Raw genomic sequence first — 19,781 nt, forward strand, 5'->3', positions numbered from 1 at the left:
CCAGTCCTGAGGTGATTTTACTGTGATAGAATATCATAAGGATATAGAAAGTTTACTGGAAAATTTGAAGGATGATGTGATTTCTTCAAAAAACAGCTCCCTGATGACTATTAATAAGAACATGTTTATGCTTTACTGGAAAATTGGAAATTTAATTTTAATGAGGCAAAACGAAGATTGTGAAGATGAGTTTATAAGTACTGCAGCTCAATATTTTAGAACTCAATTCCCAAATAATTTAGGTTTTTCAGAAAAAAATTTAAAAAATATGCTTAATTTTGCTGTGGAGTATGAGTCTCAGAATCTTGTACAAAATATAGCCTCTAAGATAAGCTGGTCTTGCAGCGTAGTTCTCATAGATAAGATAAGATATGCAGATAAAAGAATGGAGTATATGAATGAGGTTATAAAAAAAGGTTGGACCATGGAAAGATTAGTTAAGGAAATAGATCTACACTGTGGTATGGCAGGAAATGACGAAGAAGATACTCATGAAGAGAAAAAACAGGATGGAGAAGAACAGTTTTTTGAAAATAAAGATATTATTACATCAAAAGTGGACAACTTTTCCCAGAATGACGATAATGATAAAAAGGAAAGTATAAACGATTCACCTTTCATAAAAGATATAATTTCAAGTGAAGAGATGGATCAAACATCTAAAAATGAAGTGAAGGATTATTCTTTAATATTAAGGGATGAATATTTAATAGATTTCATGGGTTATTTAAATGAGGGAAAAAGAGAATATTTTCAGGAACAATTCATAAAGTGCACAATAGAATTTTTTTTAGGATTAAATTCTGGATTTGCATTAATTGGCAGCAGATACCATGTGGAATTTTCTGGAGGAGATTATTATATAGACTTACTTTTCTATAATTTAAAGCTGAAATGCTACATAGCAGTTGAATTGAAAATTGGAAAATTTAGGCCTGAATATATGGGCATTTTAACTTTTCATCTTTCCATATTGGATGAGTCAGTCAAAGGTAAAGATGATAGCAGTTCCATAGGCATAATTATCTGCAAGGATGATGAAAAATTAATTGTACAGTATGCTTTTAAGGATATGGAAAAACCTGAAGATGCCGAGTATAGGTTGAATGAAGATATCCCACCACAGCTTCAGGGAATGTTGCCTACAGTAGAGGAAATAGGCTGTGAAATTAGGGAGAGATTGAAATTTGTATAATTTTCAAGCAAGTATATTGATGTCAGGCTTCAGGTAAATGTATAAACCTGAAGTTTTTTTATCCGAATTAGCAAACTCCATCTAAACCTAGGAATTACTTGATTAAAGAAAGTAGGATTTAATATGGAATCAATGAAGAGAAATATAATTATTGCAACAATGGTGGCCATGTTTCTTGCAGCTGTAGAAGGGACTGTGGTAACTATTGCTGTTCCCACCATAATAGAAGATTTAAACGGATTTGCGCTCATAAGCTGGGTGTTTTCCAGCTATCTGCTTACCTCTGCTGTAACAACTCCTATATATGGTAAGCTGGCGGATCTGTATGGTAGAAAAAATACCTTGACAGCTGGAATAGCAATATTTTTAGTTGGAAGTTTTTTATGTGGACTTTCTCAGAATATATATTCACTTATAATGTTTAGAGCTCTGCAGGGAATTGGAGCAGGTTCCATATTTACGATTACATATACCATAGTGGGAGATGTATTTTCAATTTCGGAAAGGGCAAAGGTTCAAGGGTGGCTGAGTACGGTATGGGGTATAGCTAGTTTGATAGGTCCTTTTTTTGGAGGATTTTTAATAGATACTTTATCCTGGCACTGGATATTTTTTATAAATATACCATTTGGTGTAGTATCCATAGCTCTTATTCAAAAAAATCTTCAGGAGAATTTTGAAAAGAGAAAGAGAAAAATTGATTATCTCGGCGCTGTAATTTTGACAGCTGCCATTGTACTCCTTTTATATGGATTTTTAGCAGGAGGAGATGGTAAGAACGAAAATATAATTTTATCTGTGATATGCATAGTATTGTCTTTGATTTTTTTAATTCTTTTCTATTTTAAGGAGAAAAAATCAGAAGAACCCATTGTTCCCTTTGAAATATTTACAAGACTCAATATTATTGCAAATATTATAAGTTTTTTGGAATCTGCTTCATTAATGGCAATTGATGTTTATGTACCCTTGTACATTCAAAATGTACTGGGATTTGGAGCAACTATCTCGGGACTCTGTATGTCGCCTATGTCGTTTACATGGCTTTTATCTTCAATATTTTTGGCGAAATGTATAGAAAAATATAGAGAAAGATATATTATTTTGATATGTTCAATTATAGTACTTGTGGGCAGTGTACTGATGCCTGGATTTAATATTGATTCCTCTCTATTTTTAGTCATGCTGTGTGTATCTGTTCTAGGGTTTGGTTTTGGTGGAAATTTTACTACACTCACTATAGTAGTACAATCTTCTGTGGGTTATTTTATGAGAGGTGCTGCCACTGCATCCAACTCACTTTTGCGTAATTTAGGTCAAACTATAGGAATAAGTGTATTTGGAAGCATATTTAATTTGAATATACTGAGGTATTTTAACAATATGGGCATTTCGGGGATAGATTCAAACAACTTGTATTCCAATGCAGCTGTCCATATTAAAGTGCCTTTACAGCTTGTAAAGGAATCTTTGAATTCAAGTCTTTACGTAGTCTTTATAGGTGTTATTGTATTAAACGTGGTATCTTTACTTCTTTCTTTATTTTTACCGAAGGATTTTAAAAAATGTGATTAAAAATTTGAATCTAATAAAATGAAGCCGGAAAGATCTTTACTTTCTGGCTTTTTATTTAAGTTATTATCAAATTATTGCACTTAGGTTCATACAATATAATAATAGCAATTATAGAAAGGTTTGTTTATGGGCAAAAGAGATGGTTACTATATTGAACTGGATGAAATAGCTGAAAATATGCTAAGAGGTGCAAATTTTCTTGGCTGTGGTCATAATGGTATAGTTTATTTACTTGAAGATAATAAAGTCATTAAAATATTTAGAAATAAATATGTGTGTAAAAATGAGTATGATATATTGAAAAAAACAAGTAAAAGCAAGTATTTTCCTGAAGTATATTTTCACGGGGATTACTATATTGTGAGAAGTTATATAAGTGGAGAAAGGCTTGATTATTATATTAAGCAGAATGGATTGAATAAGGAGATAGCAGTAAATATAATTCAGCTCATAAAAGAATTTAAAAAATTAGGATTCACCAAATTGGATATAAGATGCAAGGATTTATATTTAGATGATGATTTTTCTATAAAAGTGATAGATCCAAAAAATAATTATTCCAAGAATTGCGATTATCCTCGACATCTTATGAAGGGATTGAGCAAATTGGGAGTACTTGATAATTTTCTAGAGATTGTAAAGAAAGAGTACAGTGAGGATTATGGAAAATGGAATTTCAAGATACGGAGATACTTAAGAAGAGGGATAAAATAGATAGAAGAATAAATTGGATTTTATTATAAAATATGCTATAATTAGCATGGATATTTTGTCAATTTAATTATTTATTTAATAGTATAAAAAAAGTATCAAAAAAGACCTTGTAATAGGACTAATTTATTCAAAAATTTTCCACATATGTATAATAACATACAAAAGAGGAGGGTAAACAGTTATGGAAAATAATAATGAGCAAAGAACTCATCTGAAATTCAAAATTTTGTCTGCACCTATGATTATAATAGCTGTAGTTATTGTATTAATAGCATCTATATCGATATGGATAGCCAGAAGTAAAGTCATGTCGCAGTTGGAAACTGACGGGGTAATGATTACTAATCATATATCAAGCAGCATGACCAGTAACGCAGATGCTGTAGAAACGTTAAATAGTTCTATAGAGACCAGGATAAGTACTTTGGCAGGATTTATAAAAGACAATAGAGATAAAATAAATAATAATTATTTAACTGTCCTGGCAAAAGAGTTTCAAGTAGATGAGATAAATGTAACAGATCCGAAGGGGAAAATAATATATTCAAATCTACCTGCCAGTTTGGGCTATGTGTATAAAGATGGAGATGCTTCTTATAAAATATTAAAGGGTGGACAGAATGTTGTCATGGAGGATATGAGGAAGAGTACTAAGGGTGACAATTATTATAAATATGGGGCTATAAAAAATGCAGATGGTGGAATTATTCAGATAGGAGTGCTGGCAAATAAAGTACAGAGTTTAACATCTGAAATGCAGCCGCAAAATATAGTGAATATGTTGGGCAAGGATGAATCCATAGTATATGCACTTTATATGGACAATAATTTAAAGGTAGTAGCTCATACGGATAAAAGCAGAATAGGAATCAAGCTAAACAACGTAGGGAGCAAGACTGCTGCAGTAGATGGAAAGCCTTACTCATCTAAATTTAAATATAAAAATCAAGTTTCTGTATACGATGTGATATACCCTGTAAAAGTCGATGGAAAAACAGTTGGCGCCATAGATGTAGGCATTTCAATGGAAAATGCCAATAAAGCTGTTTATAACATCATTGGAATAATTGCAGTGTTATCCATTATAGCTTTTGCTATCTGTGCGTTTATATTGATTAAAATATCCGGAAGCATAACAAAACCATTGGAGGAGTTAGTTGGTGTATCTAAAAAGATATCAGAGGGAGATTTGGATGTTAAAATAAAAGTGGACAGCCATGATGAAATTGGAATACTGGCAGATAGCTTTAAGAATATGAGTGAAAGTCTTAAAAATACCATTGGAACTATAAAGAATAATTCACTGAAGGTAAGTTCAATGTCTTCGGATCTGAAGACAAATGCTGGTCAGATGACCGGGGCTGCAAATGATGTAGCGAGTGCAGTACAGGAGGTAACCAAAGGCACTACCCAGCAGGCAAACGATTTGGTAGGCATATCAAACAGCATGGCAGGGCTGGCAGATGAGCTGCAGAACATATATGGTAAACTTTCAGAGGTTAAGGAGAGCTCAAATACAGCTGATGCTGCAGTGGGAGAAGGAAGGCAGCAGATAGATCGTCTTCTAGAATCGATAAATGATGTAAGAGAATCCTTTGGAGTGGTTTCTGAGAAGATAAATGGACTCGGAAGCAGTGTATCAAAAGTTGGAAGTATAACGGATGTAATAAATGGAATACTGGATCAGACCAATTTGCTGGCATTAAATGCAGCGATAGAAGCTGCAAGAGCAGGAGAAGCGGGAAAAGGGTTTGCAGTAGTGGCAGAAGAAGTAAGACAACTGGCAGAGAAATCCAAGGAATCCACGGAGCAGATACAACATATCATACAGTCCATAAGCAGTGAAACAAAAGATGTAATTTCGACTTCAGATAAGGTAAAGGGCCTTGTTGAAAATCAGGAGGGTACGGCAAAAGTAGCTAAGAACTCTTTTGAAAAAATATCGGATGCAGTTGGGAACATAAGGCCTCTTCTGGAAAACACTTATAATTCCTTGAAAGCAACTGTCAAATCAAAAGATGACGTTTTGAGTAAAGTTGAATCCGTAACTGCGGTTTCTGAGGAAACGTCTGCCTCTTCACAGGAAATATCTGCCTCTTCAGAGGAGATGTATGCATCTTCGGAAAATGTAGATAAATATGCATCCGAGCTTAATGATATTGTAGATAAATTGAGTGAAGAGACAAATAAGTTTAAAATATAAATAATTAAATTAGCTTATTTTGTAAAAAAGAACCTTGAATTTATTGGGGTTCTTTTTTATCATATATTGTAGAACTCATATTCTCAAATATAAAAGATCGGAGGAAAGAATCTTGATTTTTATATCAACAACATTGTACTGTGAGGCAGAGCCATTCATAAAGAAATTTTCTCTAAAAAAATATAATGTTATAAAAAAATTTCAGGTTTTTAAAAATGATGAAATTGCAGTTATAATAAGTAAAAGAGGTGCTTTAAATATAGCCAGTGCCTGTGCTTATATTGCGGGCAAGTTTGATATAACTGAGTATGATACTTTTATAAATATAGGACTGTGTGCAAGTAAAAATAAGAACTTAAAAACAGGCGCCACAGTGCTTTGCAATAAGATAGTGGACAGTGGCACCAATAGAGATTTTTATCCTGATATGATATTTAGGCACCCTTTTGAGGAAGGATGCCTGGAAAGCTGTTCTGGAATTTTAAATAATGAGCGGTTTGAGGAATTAAAAGGGGATATTGCAGATATAGAAGGAGAAGGAGCTGCTTTTTTTCAATCTGTATCTATATTTCTGCCACCTCATAGGATTTATTGTTTGAAAATAGTGTCTGGACAATTAGGAGACAGTGAACCGGAGTCAAAAAAAACAAGTGGTTTGATTGAAGAAAATTTAGAGAAAATTTGCAGCTGGATACTTGATATTGCCTGTGGGTGTGCAGAGCCCAGCGATGTATTGGATGAAAACGACATGAATTATATAAATGAAATTGCATGTAATTTCAATTTGTCGGTGTCTATGCAGCAGAAACTTAAAAAATTGGCAAAATCCTATAAAATAAGAAATGATAATTTATTACTTGCCCTTGAGCCTTTTACCCAGATTTACTGTAAAAACAAAGGAGAGAGGAAGATATATTTTGACAAATTGGAAGAACAACTTAAATTTATCTAAGTTTTCTCATATTTATGTAGAAGATAGAGTTCTTCAGCATGAAAATACTAAAATCATTCTTTCAAAGCTAAAAAATTCAAAGATAATAAGGATAAAGCATTATAAAGATGTTTTCTGCAGACACAACCAAACTTTTTCAGTGCAGAAAAGGTCTGCTAAATTGATATTGGCATATAATGATGGAAATTTAATTTATGAAGGTGCTAAAGTCTGTGATGATTTTGGAAACAAATATTTTTATTATACATCATCCATAATGAATTGTGTGTATAATTGTGAATACTGCTACCTTCAGGGCATGTATTCTTCGGCCAATATAGTTGTATTTGTGAATATAGAGGATGTTTTCTATCAGATAAGCTGTATTTTAAAGAAACATCCTGCATATATATGTATATCCTATGATACGGATATGATGGCTCTTGAAGGCATAACAGGATTTTTGAAAAAATGGATGAAATTTGTTGGGGAAAATGATAATTTAAAAATAGAAGTTAGAACTAAAAGCTCTAATTTTAAAAGTATAGAAAATATTAAGCCCATGGATAATGTGATACTTGCATGGACAATTTCGCCTAATGAAATTGTTCGGAACTATGAGGCAGGTACTCCAGACTTAGATTCAAGGTTGAAATCCGCTAAGAATGCGCTGGATAATGGGTGGAGAGTTAGAATATGTTTTGACCCCATATTGTATGTTGAAAATTGGGATAAATATTATAAAAAGTGTATAGAAGAGACCTTTAGGGTTATTCCGGCAAATAAAATACAGGATGTGAGTATAGGGGTTTTCAGGGTTTCAAAAAATTATTTTAAAAATATGGTAAGGTTGAATCCCAGATCTCTTTTGCTGGCCTATCCTTTTGAGATACAGGATGGTGTGTGTACTTATTCAGAGATGCATCATAGGAAAATGACGAATTTTGTATACAGCATAGTTTCGAATTATGTCGATAGGAATAAAATATTTGTGCAATAGCAGGCAGTCTTGAGATCTTGTATTCATCCATTGAAATGAAAAAGTCAAAAATTTCTGTATTTTATAAAAATATATTTTGGTATATAATATATATAGATTGTTAAAAATAACCGTAATCAAAGGGGTGATTAAAAATGTCAAGAATTATCATTTCCACAGGGAAATATATACAGGGAAATGGAGAACTCAATAGAATAGCTAGCTATGTTAAGGAACTTGGAGATAACTTTTTTATAATAGCCAGTGAAAATGGAATCAAGAGAACGAAAGAGAAAATAGAGGAGAGCTTTAAAGGAAAAAACTGTTCGCTGTATTTTGAAGCTTTTAATGGAGAGTGTTCTAAGAATGAGATAGACAGACTACAGGGAAAATTAAAACAGAATAACAGCAATGTTGTAGTTGGAATAGGCGGGGGTAAGATATTTGACACTGCAAAGGCAGTGGCTTATTATTCAGGCACTCCAGTTGTAATAGTTCCAACTATAGCAGCTACTGATGCACCTTGCAGTGCGCTTTCTGTGATATATACAGATGAAGGTGTATTTAGTGAATACCTAGTACTTCCCAAAAATCCAGATATGGTACTCGTAGATTCATCAATAGTGGCAAAAGCCCCAGTGAGGCTTCTTGTTTCAGGAATGGGGGATGCTATGGCAACTTATTTTGAAGCCAGAGCCTGCGTTAGATCAGGAGCGGTTACTATGGCAGGGGGTAAAGCTACAAAGGCTGCTTTTGCACTTTCGAGGTTGTGTTATGATACATTATTGGAAGATGGACTTAAAGCTAAATTATCTGTTATAAATAAAGTACCTACAAAGGCACTGGAAAACATAATTGAGGCAAACACTTATTTGAGTGGAGTTGGATTTGAAAGCAGCGGCTTGGCAGCTGCCCATGCTATTCACAATGGATTTACAGCAATCAAAGAGTGTCATAGTCTATACCATGGAGAAAAAGTTGCCTTTGGTACTTTAGTCCAACTGGTTTTAGAAAATAGCCCTATGGAAGAAATAGAAGAGGTAATGGATTTCTGTGTTGAAGTCGGGCTTCCAATTACTTTGGCGGATCTGGGAATCAATGAAATAAATGAGGAGGATATAATGAAAGTGGCGGAGATTTCCTGCGATAAGAATGATACTATGGGAAATATGCCATTTGAAGTTACAAAAGAAGATGTCTATTCGGCAATACTTACTGCTGATGAGCTCGGAAAGGTGTATAAGTAGATAATGACAGCCATTGTATAACAAATAACCGCCAGCTTCTGATCATACTTTAAATCAAAAGCTGGCGGTTATTTGTTTGTAGATTATGTTGTCAATTAACTACAAATAAATGCTTATTACTGCAAAATGTCCAGAGTGAGTTCAGTTATTATTTTTGCAAGCACGCTTTCAGCACCTTCATTTAAATTTACATGGTTCTTCATTATTCCATCATAGCTTCCATGAGTGAATTCATCTACCAGAGTTTTGCCGCTTGAGTTTTTTCCAAGAAACCATTCATAGCAGGCATAGGCTTTATCCAGATATTTTTGATCTTTGAATATGTTATAGGCTTCTGTATACATGATACATGTTCCACATGCCTCTAGCGGCTGTTCGTCAAATTCGGAGGGAGTTGCATCTCCCTTTTTAAACCAGGTATTGCTGCCAATAGGTTTGAAATAATCTTTTGCAAAACAGAGTTTTTCTAAAAAATTTAAAGACTCAATTGCTGTATCCAAATAGCTCTTGTTATTTAAAGTGCTTCCGCTTTTTAATAAACTCAAGGGAAGTATGGCGTTTCCGTAAGTTAAGCTATTCTCGAACCAATGCCAGGAATTTTCAGAATGAGTTTGAAAATTATCCATAAGGTATTGACATATTTCTACTATCTCGTTTTTTAAAATATCAATTAGATCGTCCGTGCTTCTTATTGGGGTATTGTTGACCTCTACAATTTCAATGCCATTCAAATACTTATCTAGAAGCTCGTTACTTATTGAAGAGTGTTTTTTCTCCAGAAGAGCTTTGTAAATAAGATTTAGTCCCAGCAGGGAATAAACTTTTCCTCTCATGTGAGTTAATGAAGATATATTGGGAATCGCCCTATATATCATAGTTAAAATTGCAGATTTTATGGATTCTGGTACACCTTTTGATTTAAAGGTATATCCCAGTGCCCACAAACATCTTCCAAAGCAGTCTTCAGATCCTTCTTCTTCCATGAAGTTTCTATTATAATCCATGAAATTTTTAAAAGTTCCTTTTTTGTTTTGAGCATATAATAAAAAGGAAGTATATGTGAAGATTAATTTTAAATATTTTTTACTTTTGAATTTTTCATAGAGCATTACAGCCGCAATTAAAGCTCTCGAGTTGTCATCTGTAGTATAACCGGAATTTGGATCTGGCGCTGAAAATACACTGTGCTGAATAATTCCAGTATCATCAGTCATTATAAAAATAGGTATTGAATGTTCCTCCTCAAAAATACGCATGTAATTTACACCACCTGTTTTGTAATTTTACTAGCTTTAATTGTATTTAAAAATAAATTTTCATATTGTTTTGCAACATAGGGCCATTTCATTTTTTTACCTAAGTTAGACATATTTTTTTCCATGTTTCTCATGACTGTTGGATTGTCTAGTAAATATGTTATAGCCTGGGCTAGGGAAGTTGAATTCTTGAATTTTGCAAGTATTCCCCTATTGTCATTTAACATTTCCTCTGCATATCTATAGGGAGTGGATACTATTACTTTTCCATATCCAGCAGCATAGGCCAGTGTACCACTTACGGCCTGCTCACTTGCCAAATATGGTGTCATATATATGTCTGATAAAGTTAAATACTGTACTATTTCTCTCTTGGTAAGATATTTGTTAACAAATTTTACGTTGTTCTCTATATGAAATTTTGAAACTAAATTCTGCAGCTTGTTTCTATAAGCTTCTCCCTCAACTTTTTTTACACAAGGATGAGTCTGACCAAGTATTAGATAAAGCACTTCAGGATGGGTTTTAACCACTTGATTTATAGCTTCTATGCCGTATTCTATACCTTTTCCGGAGCTTAAGAGCCCAAAAGTACTTATGATATTTCTGCCATCATACCCCAAACTCCTCTTTAAAACATCTTTATTTTCTACAGTAATATCCGGTACTCCATGGGGTATTACTATGATTTTATTTTCCGGTATATCATATACTTGATTTAAAATTTTTATGGAATTTTCTCCCATGGTAATAATTTTTTTGCTTTTACCGCCCAGTATTTTAAGTATTTCCCTCTGCTTTTCATTTGGATTTGACAGTATGGTGTGAAAAGTTGTTATGAAAGGAATTTTTAAGCCCCTAATAAAATCCAGTAAATACTCCCCGCAGTCTCCACCGTATATTCCATACTCGTGTTCTATTACAACTAGATTCGTATCGGAATTATTTATCAAATTTGCAAGATGTATATAGGTTTTTCTATCAAATTGATTTACAGTAAACCATATGTCATTCCCATATTTATAATTTTCGTCATTGACAGCAGCTATTTTATAATTGTTAGAGGGAAATGCATCTCCCAGATTTTTAATTAAATCAGCAGTAAAAGTAGCTATTCCACATGCCCTGGGTGGATAAGTACTTAAAAAAATTATGTTTTTATCCAATGGTATCACCTCTTTAGTTTTCTTATATAGCAAGCAGATTATTATCATAATCCTTTGAAACATAGGCTGTATTGAGAAGGTTACAATATTTGTCTATAATGCAATCTGAGCCTATTACAGAATTTGTTATATTTACATTCTCGTTTATTTTTATTCTATCCCAAAGTATACTTCTACTTATGGTGCTCATTTGGTCTATTAGACAATTGTTTCCTATAACGGTGTAAGGGCCTATTTGGGCATTGGAGTCTATAATAGAATTATTGCCAATAAACACCGGTCCTATTATTTTTGCATTTGGATGTATTTTTACATTTTTACTTTTAAAGATTATGTTCTTTATATCTGAAATATTATTGTTTTTTATAAATTTTTCACAGCTGCTGTGAAGTATATCTATATGTGCCTGTATATATTTCTTCAAAGTTCCAATGTCAATCCAATAGTCGTTGTATTTATAAGCAGCCATTTTGTAATGTTTTTTAAGTAATAGAGGATAAACGTCCTTTTCTACAGAAACCACTTTGTTTTTTGGAATTTCTTTAAAGACATCTGGTTCAAATACATAGACTCCAGCATTTATCCATTTTGAATCTGTTTCCCCTTCTTTAGGTTTTTCTTTAAAAGCATTTATATAATTATTTTTATCAAATTCTATTACTCCATATTGAGAAGGATCTTTAACCTTTGTCATAGCTATGGAAACTGAGGCTTTCTTTTTTTTATGATATCGTACAAGCTCTCTGTAGGATATGTTATTTACTATATCAGAATTTAAAACTATAAAAGTATCGTCAAAAAATTTTTCGGAATTTTTTATGGCACCGCCTGTGCCCAGGGGAATATCCTCAGATACATAATCTATTTTTATTCCTAATTTTGAACCATTATCCAAATAATTTTTAATGTAATTTGATTTGTAGCACGTACTCAGGACTACTTCAGTTACTCCAGCTTCCTTTAACTTTGTTATCACCCTTTCTATAAGCGGTTTTCCCATAATTGGAACCATGGGTTTTGGCAACTTGTTTGTTAGAGGTCTTAGTCTGGTACCTTTACCCCCAGCTAAAAGTAATGCTTTCATGTTGATTCCTCCCTTATGTTAATTAAATTTCTTATATTGAATAAACACTCTTATTTTATAAAGAATGTTATCTATCAAGTAAATTTAAATTATCACATATAATTGTATATATTAATGGAAAGCATATAATATTCATGAATAGTATCTTCAGGTAGCATTTATAACTATTGCTGAGTCTTCTGTATATAGTAGAAAGACCAGTTTAAGATATGAATTTACAGCTATGAAATTAAGAGTTTTTCAAATCATCACGATATTATCACTATTTACTGCCATGAATTGCTAATAAACATATTGTAATATAATAATATTATTATGTCAACAACAAATTTTTCCTTTACTGGTTATTTAATTCTCTATTTTTAATTTTAGCACTTCACTGTAATTGGAATTTAAAAATAATGTTATAATAAAGTAAAGAATAGTAACTATGTTTACAAAATTATATTGTTTAAGGGGGATTTTTATGAAAAAGAAAATAAGTGTATTTATTATGGCATTAGTACTTATAGTATCAACTTTATTTGCAGCAGGTTGTTCCAATGGATCCGACAGTACTTCATCTGAGCCTAAAAAACAGGCAATTAAAATTGCGGCTTTGAAGGGCCCTACCGGGATGGGAATGGCAAAACTTATGGAAGATAAGCAGGATTACAGCATAACCTTATATGATTCACCGGATCAGATAACATCAAAACTTATAAATGGAGAGATAGACGGGGCAGCAGTCCCTTCTAACTTGGCTTCTATTTTATATAATAAAACTAAAGGTGCAGTGAGACTAGTTGGAATAAATACTTTAGGTGTCTTATATATTGTTGAAAATGGCAGTACAGTAAAGAGCATAGAGGATTTAAGAGGGAAAACCATTTATTCAAGTGATAAAGGTGCTACTCCTGAATTCATATTGAACTACATATTGAGAAAAAACGGTCTGGAACCAGGGAAGGACGTAATTGTTGACTATAAGATGAATCACAGCGATCTGGCGGCAGCAGTGGCATCTAAAAAAGTAAATTTGGCAGTACTTCCGGAGCCTTTTGTAACTACTACAAAGATGAAAGACAGTAGTTTGCAAGTCCCCATAAATCTTACTAAGGAATGGGATAAGGCCTCCAATGGACAGAGTAAGCTGGCTATGGGTACTGTTGTCTTTAGAAAATCTTTTATAGATAAAAGGGGAAAAGATCTAGATAATTTTTTAAATAAATATAAGGAATCTGTGAATTTTGTAAATTCCAATAAGCAAGAGGCAGGAAAGCTTATTGAAAAATATGGCATAATACCAAAAACTAAAGTGGCTGAAATGGCTATCCCAGGCAGCAATATAGTATTTATAAATGCCAAAGATGGAAAACAAATTCTTCAGAAGTTTTATGAAGTTTTATATGACAGTGATCCAAAATCTGTTGGAGGAAAGGTACCAGATGAAAATTTCTATTACATTGGAGACAAGGACAATTAGAAGATCATGCATACTATTGTTTTGGCTGTTTATATGGGAGCTCTGCTCTCTTTTTATAAATAATCCCCTTATTTTGCCATCACCTTTTGAAGTTATAAAAACACTTTTTATTCTGGCGAAGGGAATTTATTTCTGGAAAAGTGTTTTTAATAGCATAATAAGGGTGATTTCAGGAATCCTAATATCCATAATTGTAGGCATTGTGCTGGGAGTAGCCGCAGGTTTGAATAAATTTATAGAGGAAATTCTGGATCCCATTATAATTACCATGAAAGCGACTCCCGTTATGTCTATAATTATTATAGCTTTAATTTGGTTTACTTCATCCTATGTAGTTATTTTTACAGCTATTTTAATATGTTTTCCAATAGTATATACGAATGTAATTCAGGGAATAAAGTCGGTGGACAAAAATTTAATTCAAATGGCGAGTGTGTATAGGGTTAAGAAAAAATACTTATTAAAAGATATATATCTTCCAAGTATAAAAAATTATGTTGTATCAGGTATACTCATGTGTCTTGGAATTGGATGGAAAGTTTCGGTGGCATCAGAGGTATTGAGTACACCTAATTACTCCATAGGATTGAATCTTTTGAATTCGAAGAACACACTTGAGACCCCTGAACTGTTTGCCTGGACTATTGTAGTTGTAATACTGAGTTTTGCTTTCGAAAAGATATTTAAGTATTATTTATCAAAGAGGACGTTTATATGAAAGATGATGGTAAATATGAAGTTATAATTAAAAATTTGAACAAATCCTATGGGAAACTTCCTGTGTTTATAAACTTAAATCTTAGCTTTTTAAAGGACAAAATTACAGTTATATTTGGACCCTCGGGCTGTGGGAAAACCACTCTTTTAAATATTATAAGTGGAATTGAAAAAGATTATGATGGACAGGTATATTTGAAAAGCGATAGATTGTCTTATGTTTTTCAGGAAGATAGGCTTATCTCCCATTTGACAGTATATGAAAATGTGGCTTTTGTACTAAAATCTGTAATGAATAGAGATGAAATAGAATCGACTGTAAATAAATTTTTAAATATGGTGGAACTGTCAGATTGCAGAGATAAATTTCCCGGGGAATTAAGTGGAGGTATGAAGAGAAGAGTTGCACTTGCCAGAGCTTTTGCCTATAGAAGTGATCTGCTCCTGATGGATGAACCTTTTAAGGGCCTGGATAATAGGTTAAAGGGTGACATAATAGAGAAGTTTTTATTGCTTTACAGGGAAAATAAAAGAACAGTTATAATGGTGACTCATGATAAAGAAGAAGCCAGAGAACTAGGTAATGTAATTTATTCGCTAGAGTAAATACGACGGAAATATTGATTAATTTCAATTATTGTAGTAATATAATTGGTGTCTGTGCAATATATAAAATTAAATAGTTTTATATATCCCAGGGGTGCTGGTGTTACCGGCTGAGAGTGAGGATTGAATCCTTAGACCCTAGTTGTACCTGATCTGGTCAATGCCAGCGTAGGAAGAGGTTGCAATATAATTTAGTCGATAAAGGTACAAACATTTTTTTAAAAGTTTGTACCTTTTTTATGAGAATAATTGTGCATTGTGAATTGAAAAGGCGGGATTGTATGAGAACATCTATAAAATTATATGATAGTGTAAAGGTTATATGGGATTCTTATTACGAGCATCCTTTTATAAGGGGAATAGCAGATGGAAGTTTGAATGTGGAGAAATTCAAATTTTACATGATTCAGGATTATATATATCTTCTGGATTATGTAAAAGTATATGCACTTGGAATAGTTAAAGCCCAAGATGAGAGTATCATGCGGGGTTTCTCGAAGATGGTGGACAATATATTGAATGGAGAGATGAATATACATAGAAATTATATGAAAAGATTGGGCATAAGAAAAGAGAATATAGAGAATACCGAAGCTGCCATTGAAAATATTTCCTATACAAATTACATGCTGTCAGTGTCGCAGATGGGAGATCTGATGGATTTAACAGCTTCCCTTCTAGCCTGTATGTGGAGTTATCTTTTGATTGGTAAAAGACTGAGTAAAATAGAGGGAGCCGTGGAAGATAAATTTTATGGACAGTGGATAAGGGGGTACTCTTCAGAAGATTACGAAAGGGAAACGAGGTGGCTGATTGAACTGTTTGATCAGTTGACTGCAGATATATCGGAAAAGAAATTTGAGAGATTGAAAGAAATTTTTATAAATACCAGTAAATATGAAAGTATGTTTTGGGATATGGCTATGACAGGAGGATGTAATTGTGCTGGAATTTAAAAATATAAGCTTTAAATATGATGAAGACCCGGATTTTATAATAAAAAGTTTGAGTTTCAGAGTAGATAAAGGGGAGTTCATAAGTATAGTGGGTCCCAGCGGATGCGGAAAAAGCACTGTGTTCAGGCTTATCTGCAAATTGGAGAGACCTTTTGAAGGAGATATATTTTTAGAGGGCAGAAATATAAACGTTTTGGGAAAGGGCTACATAGGATATATGCCTCAGAATGATCTTTTAATACCCTGGAGAACCATACTTCAAAATTCTTCACTGCCCCTTGAGATCAAAGGTGGAGATATGAAAAGGGTCAGGAACGAGGCAGAAGAAATGCTGCAAAGTTTCGGCCTGGAAAAATATAAAGATAAATATCCCAGGGATTTGTCCGGAGGTATGCGCCAGAGGGTAGCCTTTACAAGAACTCTTCTTACAGGCTCAGAACTGCTCCTTTTGGATGAGCCCTTTAGTGCACTGGATGCAATAACAAGACTCTCTATGCAGGAATGGCTTTTGGATAAGTGGTCCAAATTAAACAAGACTGTATTGTTTATAACTCATGATGTGGAGGAAGCACTTTTTTTGTCTACAAGAATATTTGTAACAGATGGAAGTCCTATAAGAAAATTTAAGGAAATAAAGGTTGATTTAAACTATCCCAGAACAAGAGATATGCTTGACAATCCTGATATTTTGAGGATAAAGGCACAGCTTATAGAAGAACTTAAAAGGGGGATAAGGTTGTGAAAAAATACAGATCCTCCATAATAATATGCCTGTTGTTTTTTGCAGTCTGGGAAGCAATTGCCAGATATATAGATGCTATGTACATCCTCCCATCTCCTACAGCAATTGTGAAAAAAATATGGGAGCTGAAGGACATCTTATTTTTGGTACATTTGCCGGCTACCCTTGCTGTGACTTTTGAAGGGCTTGGAATATCCATAGTATTTGGGGTTCTTCTTGCTGCGGCTATGAATATAAGTGAAAGAGTACAGAGAGCTCTTTATCCTATTGTAATTGTAACGCAGACAGTGCCCATAACTGCACTTGCTCCTATATTTGTGCTGTGGTTTGGATATGGCATATGGAGCAAAGTGCTGGTAACCATACTCATAACTTTTTTCCCAATAACCATAAATGTATATGACGGACTTCGTTCCACTAGGAGGGATATGGAGGAACTTCTGTTTACCTATGGTGCCAGCAAAGGAGATATATTTATAAAATTGAAGTTTCCAGCATCACTTCCTTACTTCTTTTCCGCCCTTAAGATAGCAGTACCATTGAGTGTGGTAGGTGCAGCCATAAGTGAGTGGCTGGGAGCCCAGGCAGGACTTGGATATTTTAGTAAGAGAATGATGACACAGCTGGACGGTGCTGGGGTTTTTGCACCTATTGTAATATTGTCTGTAGTCGCATTGATTATGGTTAAAATTATAAGCATACTCGAAAATAAAATAGTAAAGGGGAGGAATGAAATTTGAGGAAAATAAAGATCTTAGCTTTTATAATGTCAGTCTTAATGTTGGTGGGTTTAGCAGGGTGCGGCAGTAAATCATCACAAAATGGCAATGGACAGCTTGAAAACGTGGATTTGGTGCTTGACTGGTATCCAAACGCCATACACAGTTTTATATATGCAGCTATTGAGAAAGGGTATTTTAAAGAGGAAGGACTTAAAGTGAATATAAAATTTCCGTCGGATCCTACAGATCCACTCACTCTTCCAGCAGCAGGAAAGGCGACACTTGGGATTTACTATCAGCCGGATCTTGTAATTGCAAGAGCTAACCAGGGAGTACCTGTAAAATCTGTTGGAGCGGTAGTACATACACCTTTGAATGTTATAATAGCACTGAAGTCAAATAATATAAATTCACCTAAGGATCTTCAGGGAAAAACCGTGGGCTATTCAGGGAATCCGCTGAATACCGAGTACGTAAAGACCATGGTTAAAAAAGATGGTGGAAATCCGGATACTGTTAAGATGGTGGATGTAGGATTTGATCTTCTGTCATCCATGGTAACTAAAAAAGTAGATGCCACTACAGGTGGACTTATAAATCATGAAGTTCTCATGATGGAAAATGAAAATCATCCTGTAAATTATTTTGATCCTTCCAAATATGGAGTCCCAAATTATTATGAAGAAGTACTTGTAACCAGCGATAAAACTCTAAAGGAAAAGCCTGAAACCATTAAAAAATTTATGAAGGCCGCCCAGAAGGGATTTGAGTATACCAAAAATAATCCGGATGAGGCCCTGAAAATACTCATGGACAATCAACAAAAAGGCAGTTTTCCTCTTAAGGAAGCTGTTGAAAAGAAAAGTTTGAGTATACTTTTGCCTAAGATGGAATCAAAAAATGAGCCTTTTCTGAGTCAGGATAAAGGCGTATGGCAGAACAATATAAACTGGCTTAAAAAACAGGGACTTTTAAAAAAAGATGTAAATGCTGAGGATTTTTATGTGAATGTTCTGGAAAATGATAAATGATGGGAAAGAGGAGTATCTAATATATAAAGGGTTAATAGGGTTAAATAATAAGTACCTATTAACCCTTTTATCAGTTTTTTGTAATTTTTTTAAGGTTAAAATACCAATTAGTAACAAGCTTGAACGCTGGCATAATATTTGCTCATTGTAATTATCGTAAAATAGTATGTCAGGAATGTTTTGTACAAGAGTTGGAGGAGGAAAAACATGATATTTAAGAATTTTACAGAACTGATCAAAAATGTTCAGGGTTTCCAAGAAAAAAGAAGGGCAGCAGTAGTTGCTGCACAGGATGAACACACCTTAAGGGTTGTATTTAAAGCAAAAAGAAATAATATTGTAGAACCTATATTAATAGGTGATAAGGTGAAAATAAAGAAAGTTTTAGACAATTTAAAAGAGAAGTTAGATAATAGTGCGATTATTGATGTGGAAAATGACAATGCTGCAGCAGAGAAGGCTGTAGAATTTATACATCAGAATAAAGCAGATTTTATTATGAAGGGAAAAATCCAGACTGCGGATATTTTAAGAGCGGTAGTAAATAAAGAAAAAGGACTTGAAACAGGAAATGTCATGTCTCATTTTGTTTTTAATGAAGTGCCTAGCTATCACAAGTTAATGGTAACTACAGATGGTGGAATGATGATGTACCCAAATTTGGATGAGAAAAGGCAAATTATTGAAAATGCTGTTAACACACTTATTACTATGGGATATGAAAATCCCAAGGTTGCCGTTTTAGCCGCTGTTGAAAAGGTCAATCCTAAAATGCCCGAATCTGTTGATGCAGGTCTGTTAAAGGAAATGAATAAAAACGGAAAAATCAAAAATTGCATTGTAGAAGGGCCTATTTCTTATGACTTAGCTGTGAGCAAGAAATCAGCTGAATTAAAAGGTTACAATAGCCCTGTGGCAGGAGATGCAGATATTTTAATCTCTCCTAATATCACAGCAGGAAATATATTGGGAAAATCTCTACTATGTTCTGCAGGTGCAAAAATGGCAGGATTTATTGTGGGGGCCAAAGTTCCCATTGTTTTAACATCAAGAGGCTCCTCTGCTGAAGAAAAGTACCTATCTCTGGTATTGTCTGCGGCAGCCCTTAAATAGTAAATTTATTGATACAGGGATGAAATTAGCAGATCAATTTTAATTATACCTACCAAGAAAGGAGTATAGTTACGTCTTA

General features: G+C 33.7%; 18 protein-coding genes and 1 riboswitch. Of the genes, 15 read left to right on the plus strand and 3 right to left on the minus strand.

The annotated features are described in order from the left end of the window. Positions 1–22 precede the first annotated feature (22 nt). The 7 genes from LN736_RS15430 (at position 23) to LN736_RS15460 (ending at position 8,844) form a co-directional block, all read left to right on the plus strand. Entirely contained in the window at positions 23–1,195 is a 1,173-nt protein-coding gene (locus LN736_RS15430; RefSeq protein ID WP_150355964.1) for a PDDEXK nuclease domain-containing protein, read from the plus strand. 123 nt (positions 1,196–1,318) lie between these two features. Beyond that, the gene (locus LN736_RS15435) at positions 1,319–2,770 is read left to right on the plus strand and encodes an MDR family MFS transporter (protein WP_229981926.1); all 1,452 of its coding nucleotides are present in this window, start codon (positions 1,319–1,321) and stop codon (positions 2,768–2,770) included. A gap of 126 nt (positions 2,771–2,896) precedes the next feature. Beyond that, entirely contained in the window at positions 2,897–3,484 is a 588-nt protein-coding gene (locus LN736_RS15440) for a serine/threonine protein kinase (RefSeq protein ID WP_150355966.1), read from the plus strand. 181 nt (positions 3,485–3,665) lie between these two features. Then, positions 3,666–5,687, plus strand: a complete 2,022-nt coding sequence (locus LN736_RS15445) for a methyl-accepting chemotaxis protein (protein ID WP_229981927.1) — start codon at positions 3,666–3,668, stop codon at positions 5,685–5,687. 112 nt (positions 5,688–5,799) lie between these two features. Beyond that, positions 5,800–6,639 (plus strand): hypothetical protein, encoded by an 840-nt coding sequence (locus LN736_RS15450; protein ID WP_229981928.1) that lies wholly within the window; start codon positions 5,800–5,802, stop codon positions 6,637–6,639. Next, complete coding sequence (locus LN736_RS15455) at positions 6,605–7,618, plus strand: SPL family radical SAM protein (RefSeq protein ID WP_179977621.1); 1,014 nt, start codon at positions 6,605–6,607, stop codon at positions 7,616–7,618. The genes LN736_RS15450 and LN736_RS15455 overlap by 35 nt, the downstream gene beginning before the upstream one ends. Positions 7,619–7,752: 134 nt before the next feature. Further along, positions 7,753–8,844, plus strand: a complete 1,092-nt coding sequence (locus tag LN736_RS15460; RefSeq protein WP_150355970.1) for a glycerol dehydrogenase — start codon at positions 7,753–7,755, stop codon at positions 8,842–8,844. Positions 8,845–8,960: 116 nt separating this feature from the next. Here the strand turns inward: LN736_RS15460 and LN736_RS15465 are convergent, their stop codons facing one another. From LN736_RS15465 to LN736_RS15475, 3 genes are read right to left on the minus strand one after another with little or no spacing between them, the layout of a single operon-like run. Continuing rightward, positions 8,961–10,100 (minus strand): glycosyltransferase, encoded by a 1,140-nt coding sequence (locus LN736_RS15465; RefSeq protein WP_179977620.1) that lies wholly within the window; start codon positions 10,098–10,100, stop codon positions 8,961–8,963. 5 nt (positions 10,101–10,105) lie between these two features. Beyond that, positions 10,106–11,266 (minus strand): glycosyltransferase family 4 protein, encoded by a 1,161-nt coding sequence (locus LN736_RS15470; RefSeq protein ID WP_229981929.1) that lies wholly within the window; start codon positions 11,264–11,266, stop codon positions 10,106–10,108. 22 nt (positions 11,267–11,288) lie between these two features. After that, positions 11,289–12,350, minus strand: a complete 1,062-nt coding sequence (locus LN736_RS15475) for a sugar phosphate nucleotidyltransferase (RefSeq protein ID WP_229981930.1) — start codon at positions 12,348–12,350, stop codon at positions 11,289–11,291. Positions 12,351–12,816: 466 nt separating this feature from the next. On the opposite strand from LN736_RS15475, the gene LN736_RS15480 reads away from it, so the two are divergent. The 8 genes from LN736_RS15480 (at position 12,817) to LN736_RS15515 (ending at position 19,702) form a co-directional block, all read left to right on the plus strand. Further along, on the plus strand, positions 12,817–13,815 hold the full coding sequence (locus LN736_RS15480) for an ABC transporter substrate-binding protein (protein WP_229981931.1): 999 nt from the start codon (positions 12,817–12,819) through the stop codon (positions 13,813–13,815). Next, positions 13,778–14,533, plus strand: a complete 756-nt coding sequence (locus tag LN736_RS15485; protein WP_150355975.1) for an ABC transporter permease — start codon at positions 13,778–13,780, stop codon at positions 14,531–14,533. The genes LN736_RS15480 and LN736_RS15485 overlap by 38 nt, the downstream gene beginning before the upstream one ends. After that, positions 14,530–15,138: an ABC transporter ATP-binding protein gene (locus tag LN736_RS15490; protein WP_150355976.1), complete on the plus strand. Its 609-nt coding sequence runs from the start codon at positions 14,530–14,532 to the stop codon at positions 15,136–15,138. Before LN736_RS15485 ends, LN736_RS15490 begins: the two co-directional genes overlap by 4 nt. Positions 15,139–15,218: 80 nt before the next feature. Beyond that, a riboswitch (TPP riboswitch) is annotated at positions 15,219–15,330 on the plus strand. A gap of 89 nt (positions 15,331–15,419) precedes the next feature. Next, positions 15,420–16,094 (plus strand): thiaminase II, encoded by a 675-nt coding sequence (gene tenA, locus LN736_RS15495; RefSeq protein WP_150355977.1) that lies wholly within the window; start codon positions 15,420–15,422, stop codon positions 16,092–16,094. Continuing rightward, a complete protein-coding gene (locus LN736_RS15500; protein ID WP_179977617.1) occupies positions 16,081–16,836 on the plus strand; it encodes an ABC transporter ATP-binding protein in 756 nt (251 codons plus the stop codon). Before tenA ends, LN736_RS15500 begins: the two co-directional genes overlap by 14 nt. Continuing rightward, on the plus strand, positions 16,833–17,576 hold the full coding sequence (locus tag LN736_RS15505; protein ID WP_150355979.1) for an ABC transporter permease: 744 nt from the start codon (positions 16,833–16,835) through the stop codon (positions 17,574–17,576). The genes LN736_RS15500 and LN736_RS15505 overlap by 4 nt, the downstream gene beginning before the upstream one ends. Next, entirely contained in the window at positions 17,573–18,589 is a 1,017-nt protein-coding gene (locus LN736_RS15510; RefSeq protein WP_229981932.1) for an ABC transporter substrate-binding protein, read from the plus strand. Before LN736_RS15505 ends, LN736_RS15510 begins: the two co-directional genes overlap by 4 nt. A 207-nt stretch (positions 18,590–18,796) precedes the next feature. Next, complete coding sequence (locus tag LN736_RS15515; protein ID WP_179977616.1) at positions 18,797–19,702, plus strand: bifunctional enoyl-CoA hydratase/phosphate acetyltransferase; 906 nt, start codon at positions 18,797–18,799, stop codon at positions 19,700–19,702. The last annotated feature ends 79 nt before the right edge of the window (positions 19,703–19,781 follow it).

Origin of the sequence: Clostridium aromativorans (genome assembly GCF_020908015.1) — a bacterium.
GTDB lineage: Bacteria > Bacillota > Clostridia > Clostridiales > Clostridiaceae > Clostridium_B > Clostridium_B aromativorans.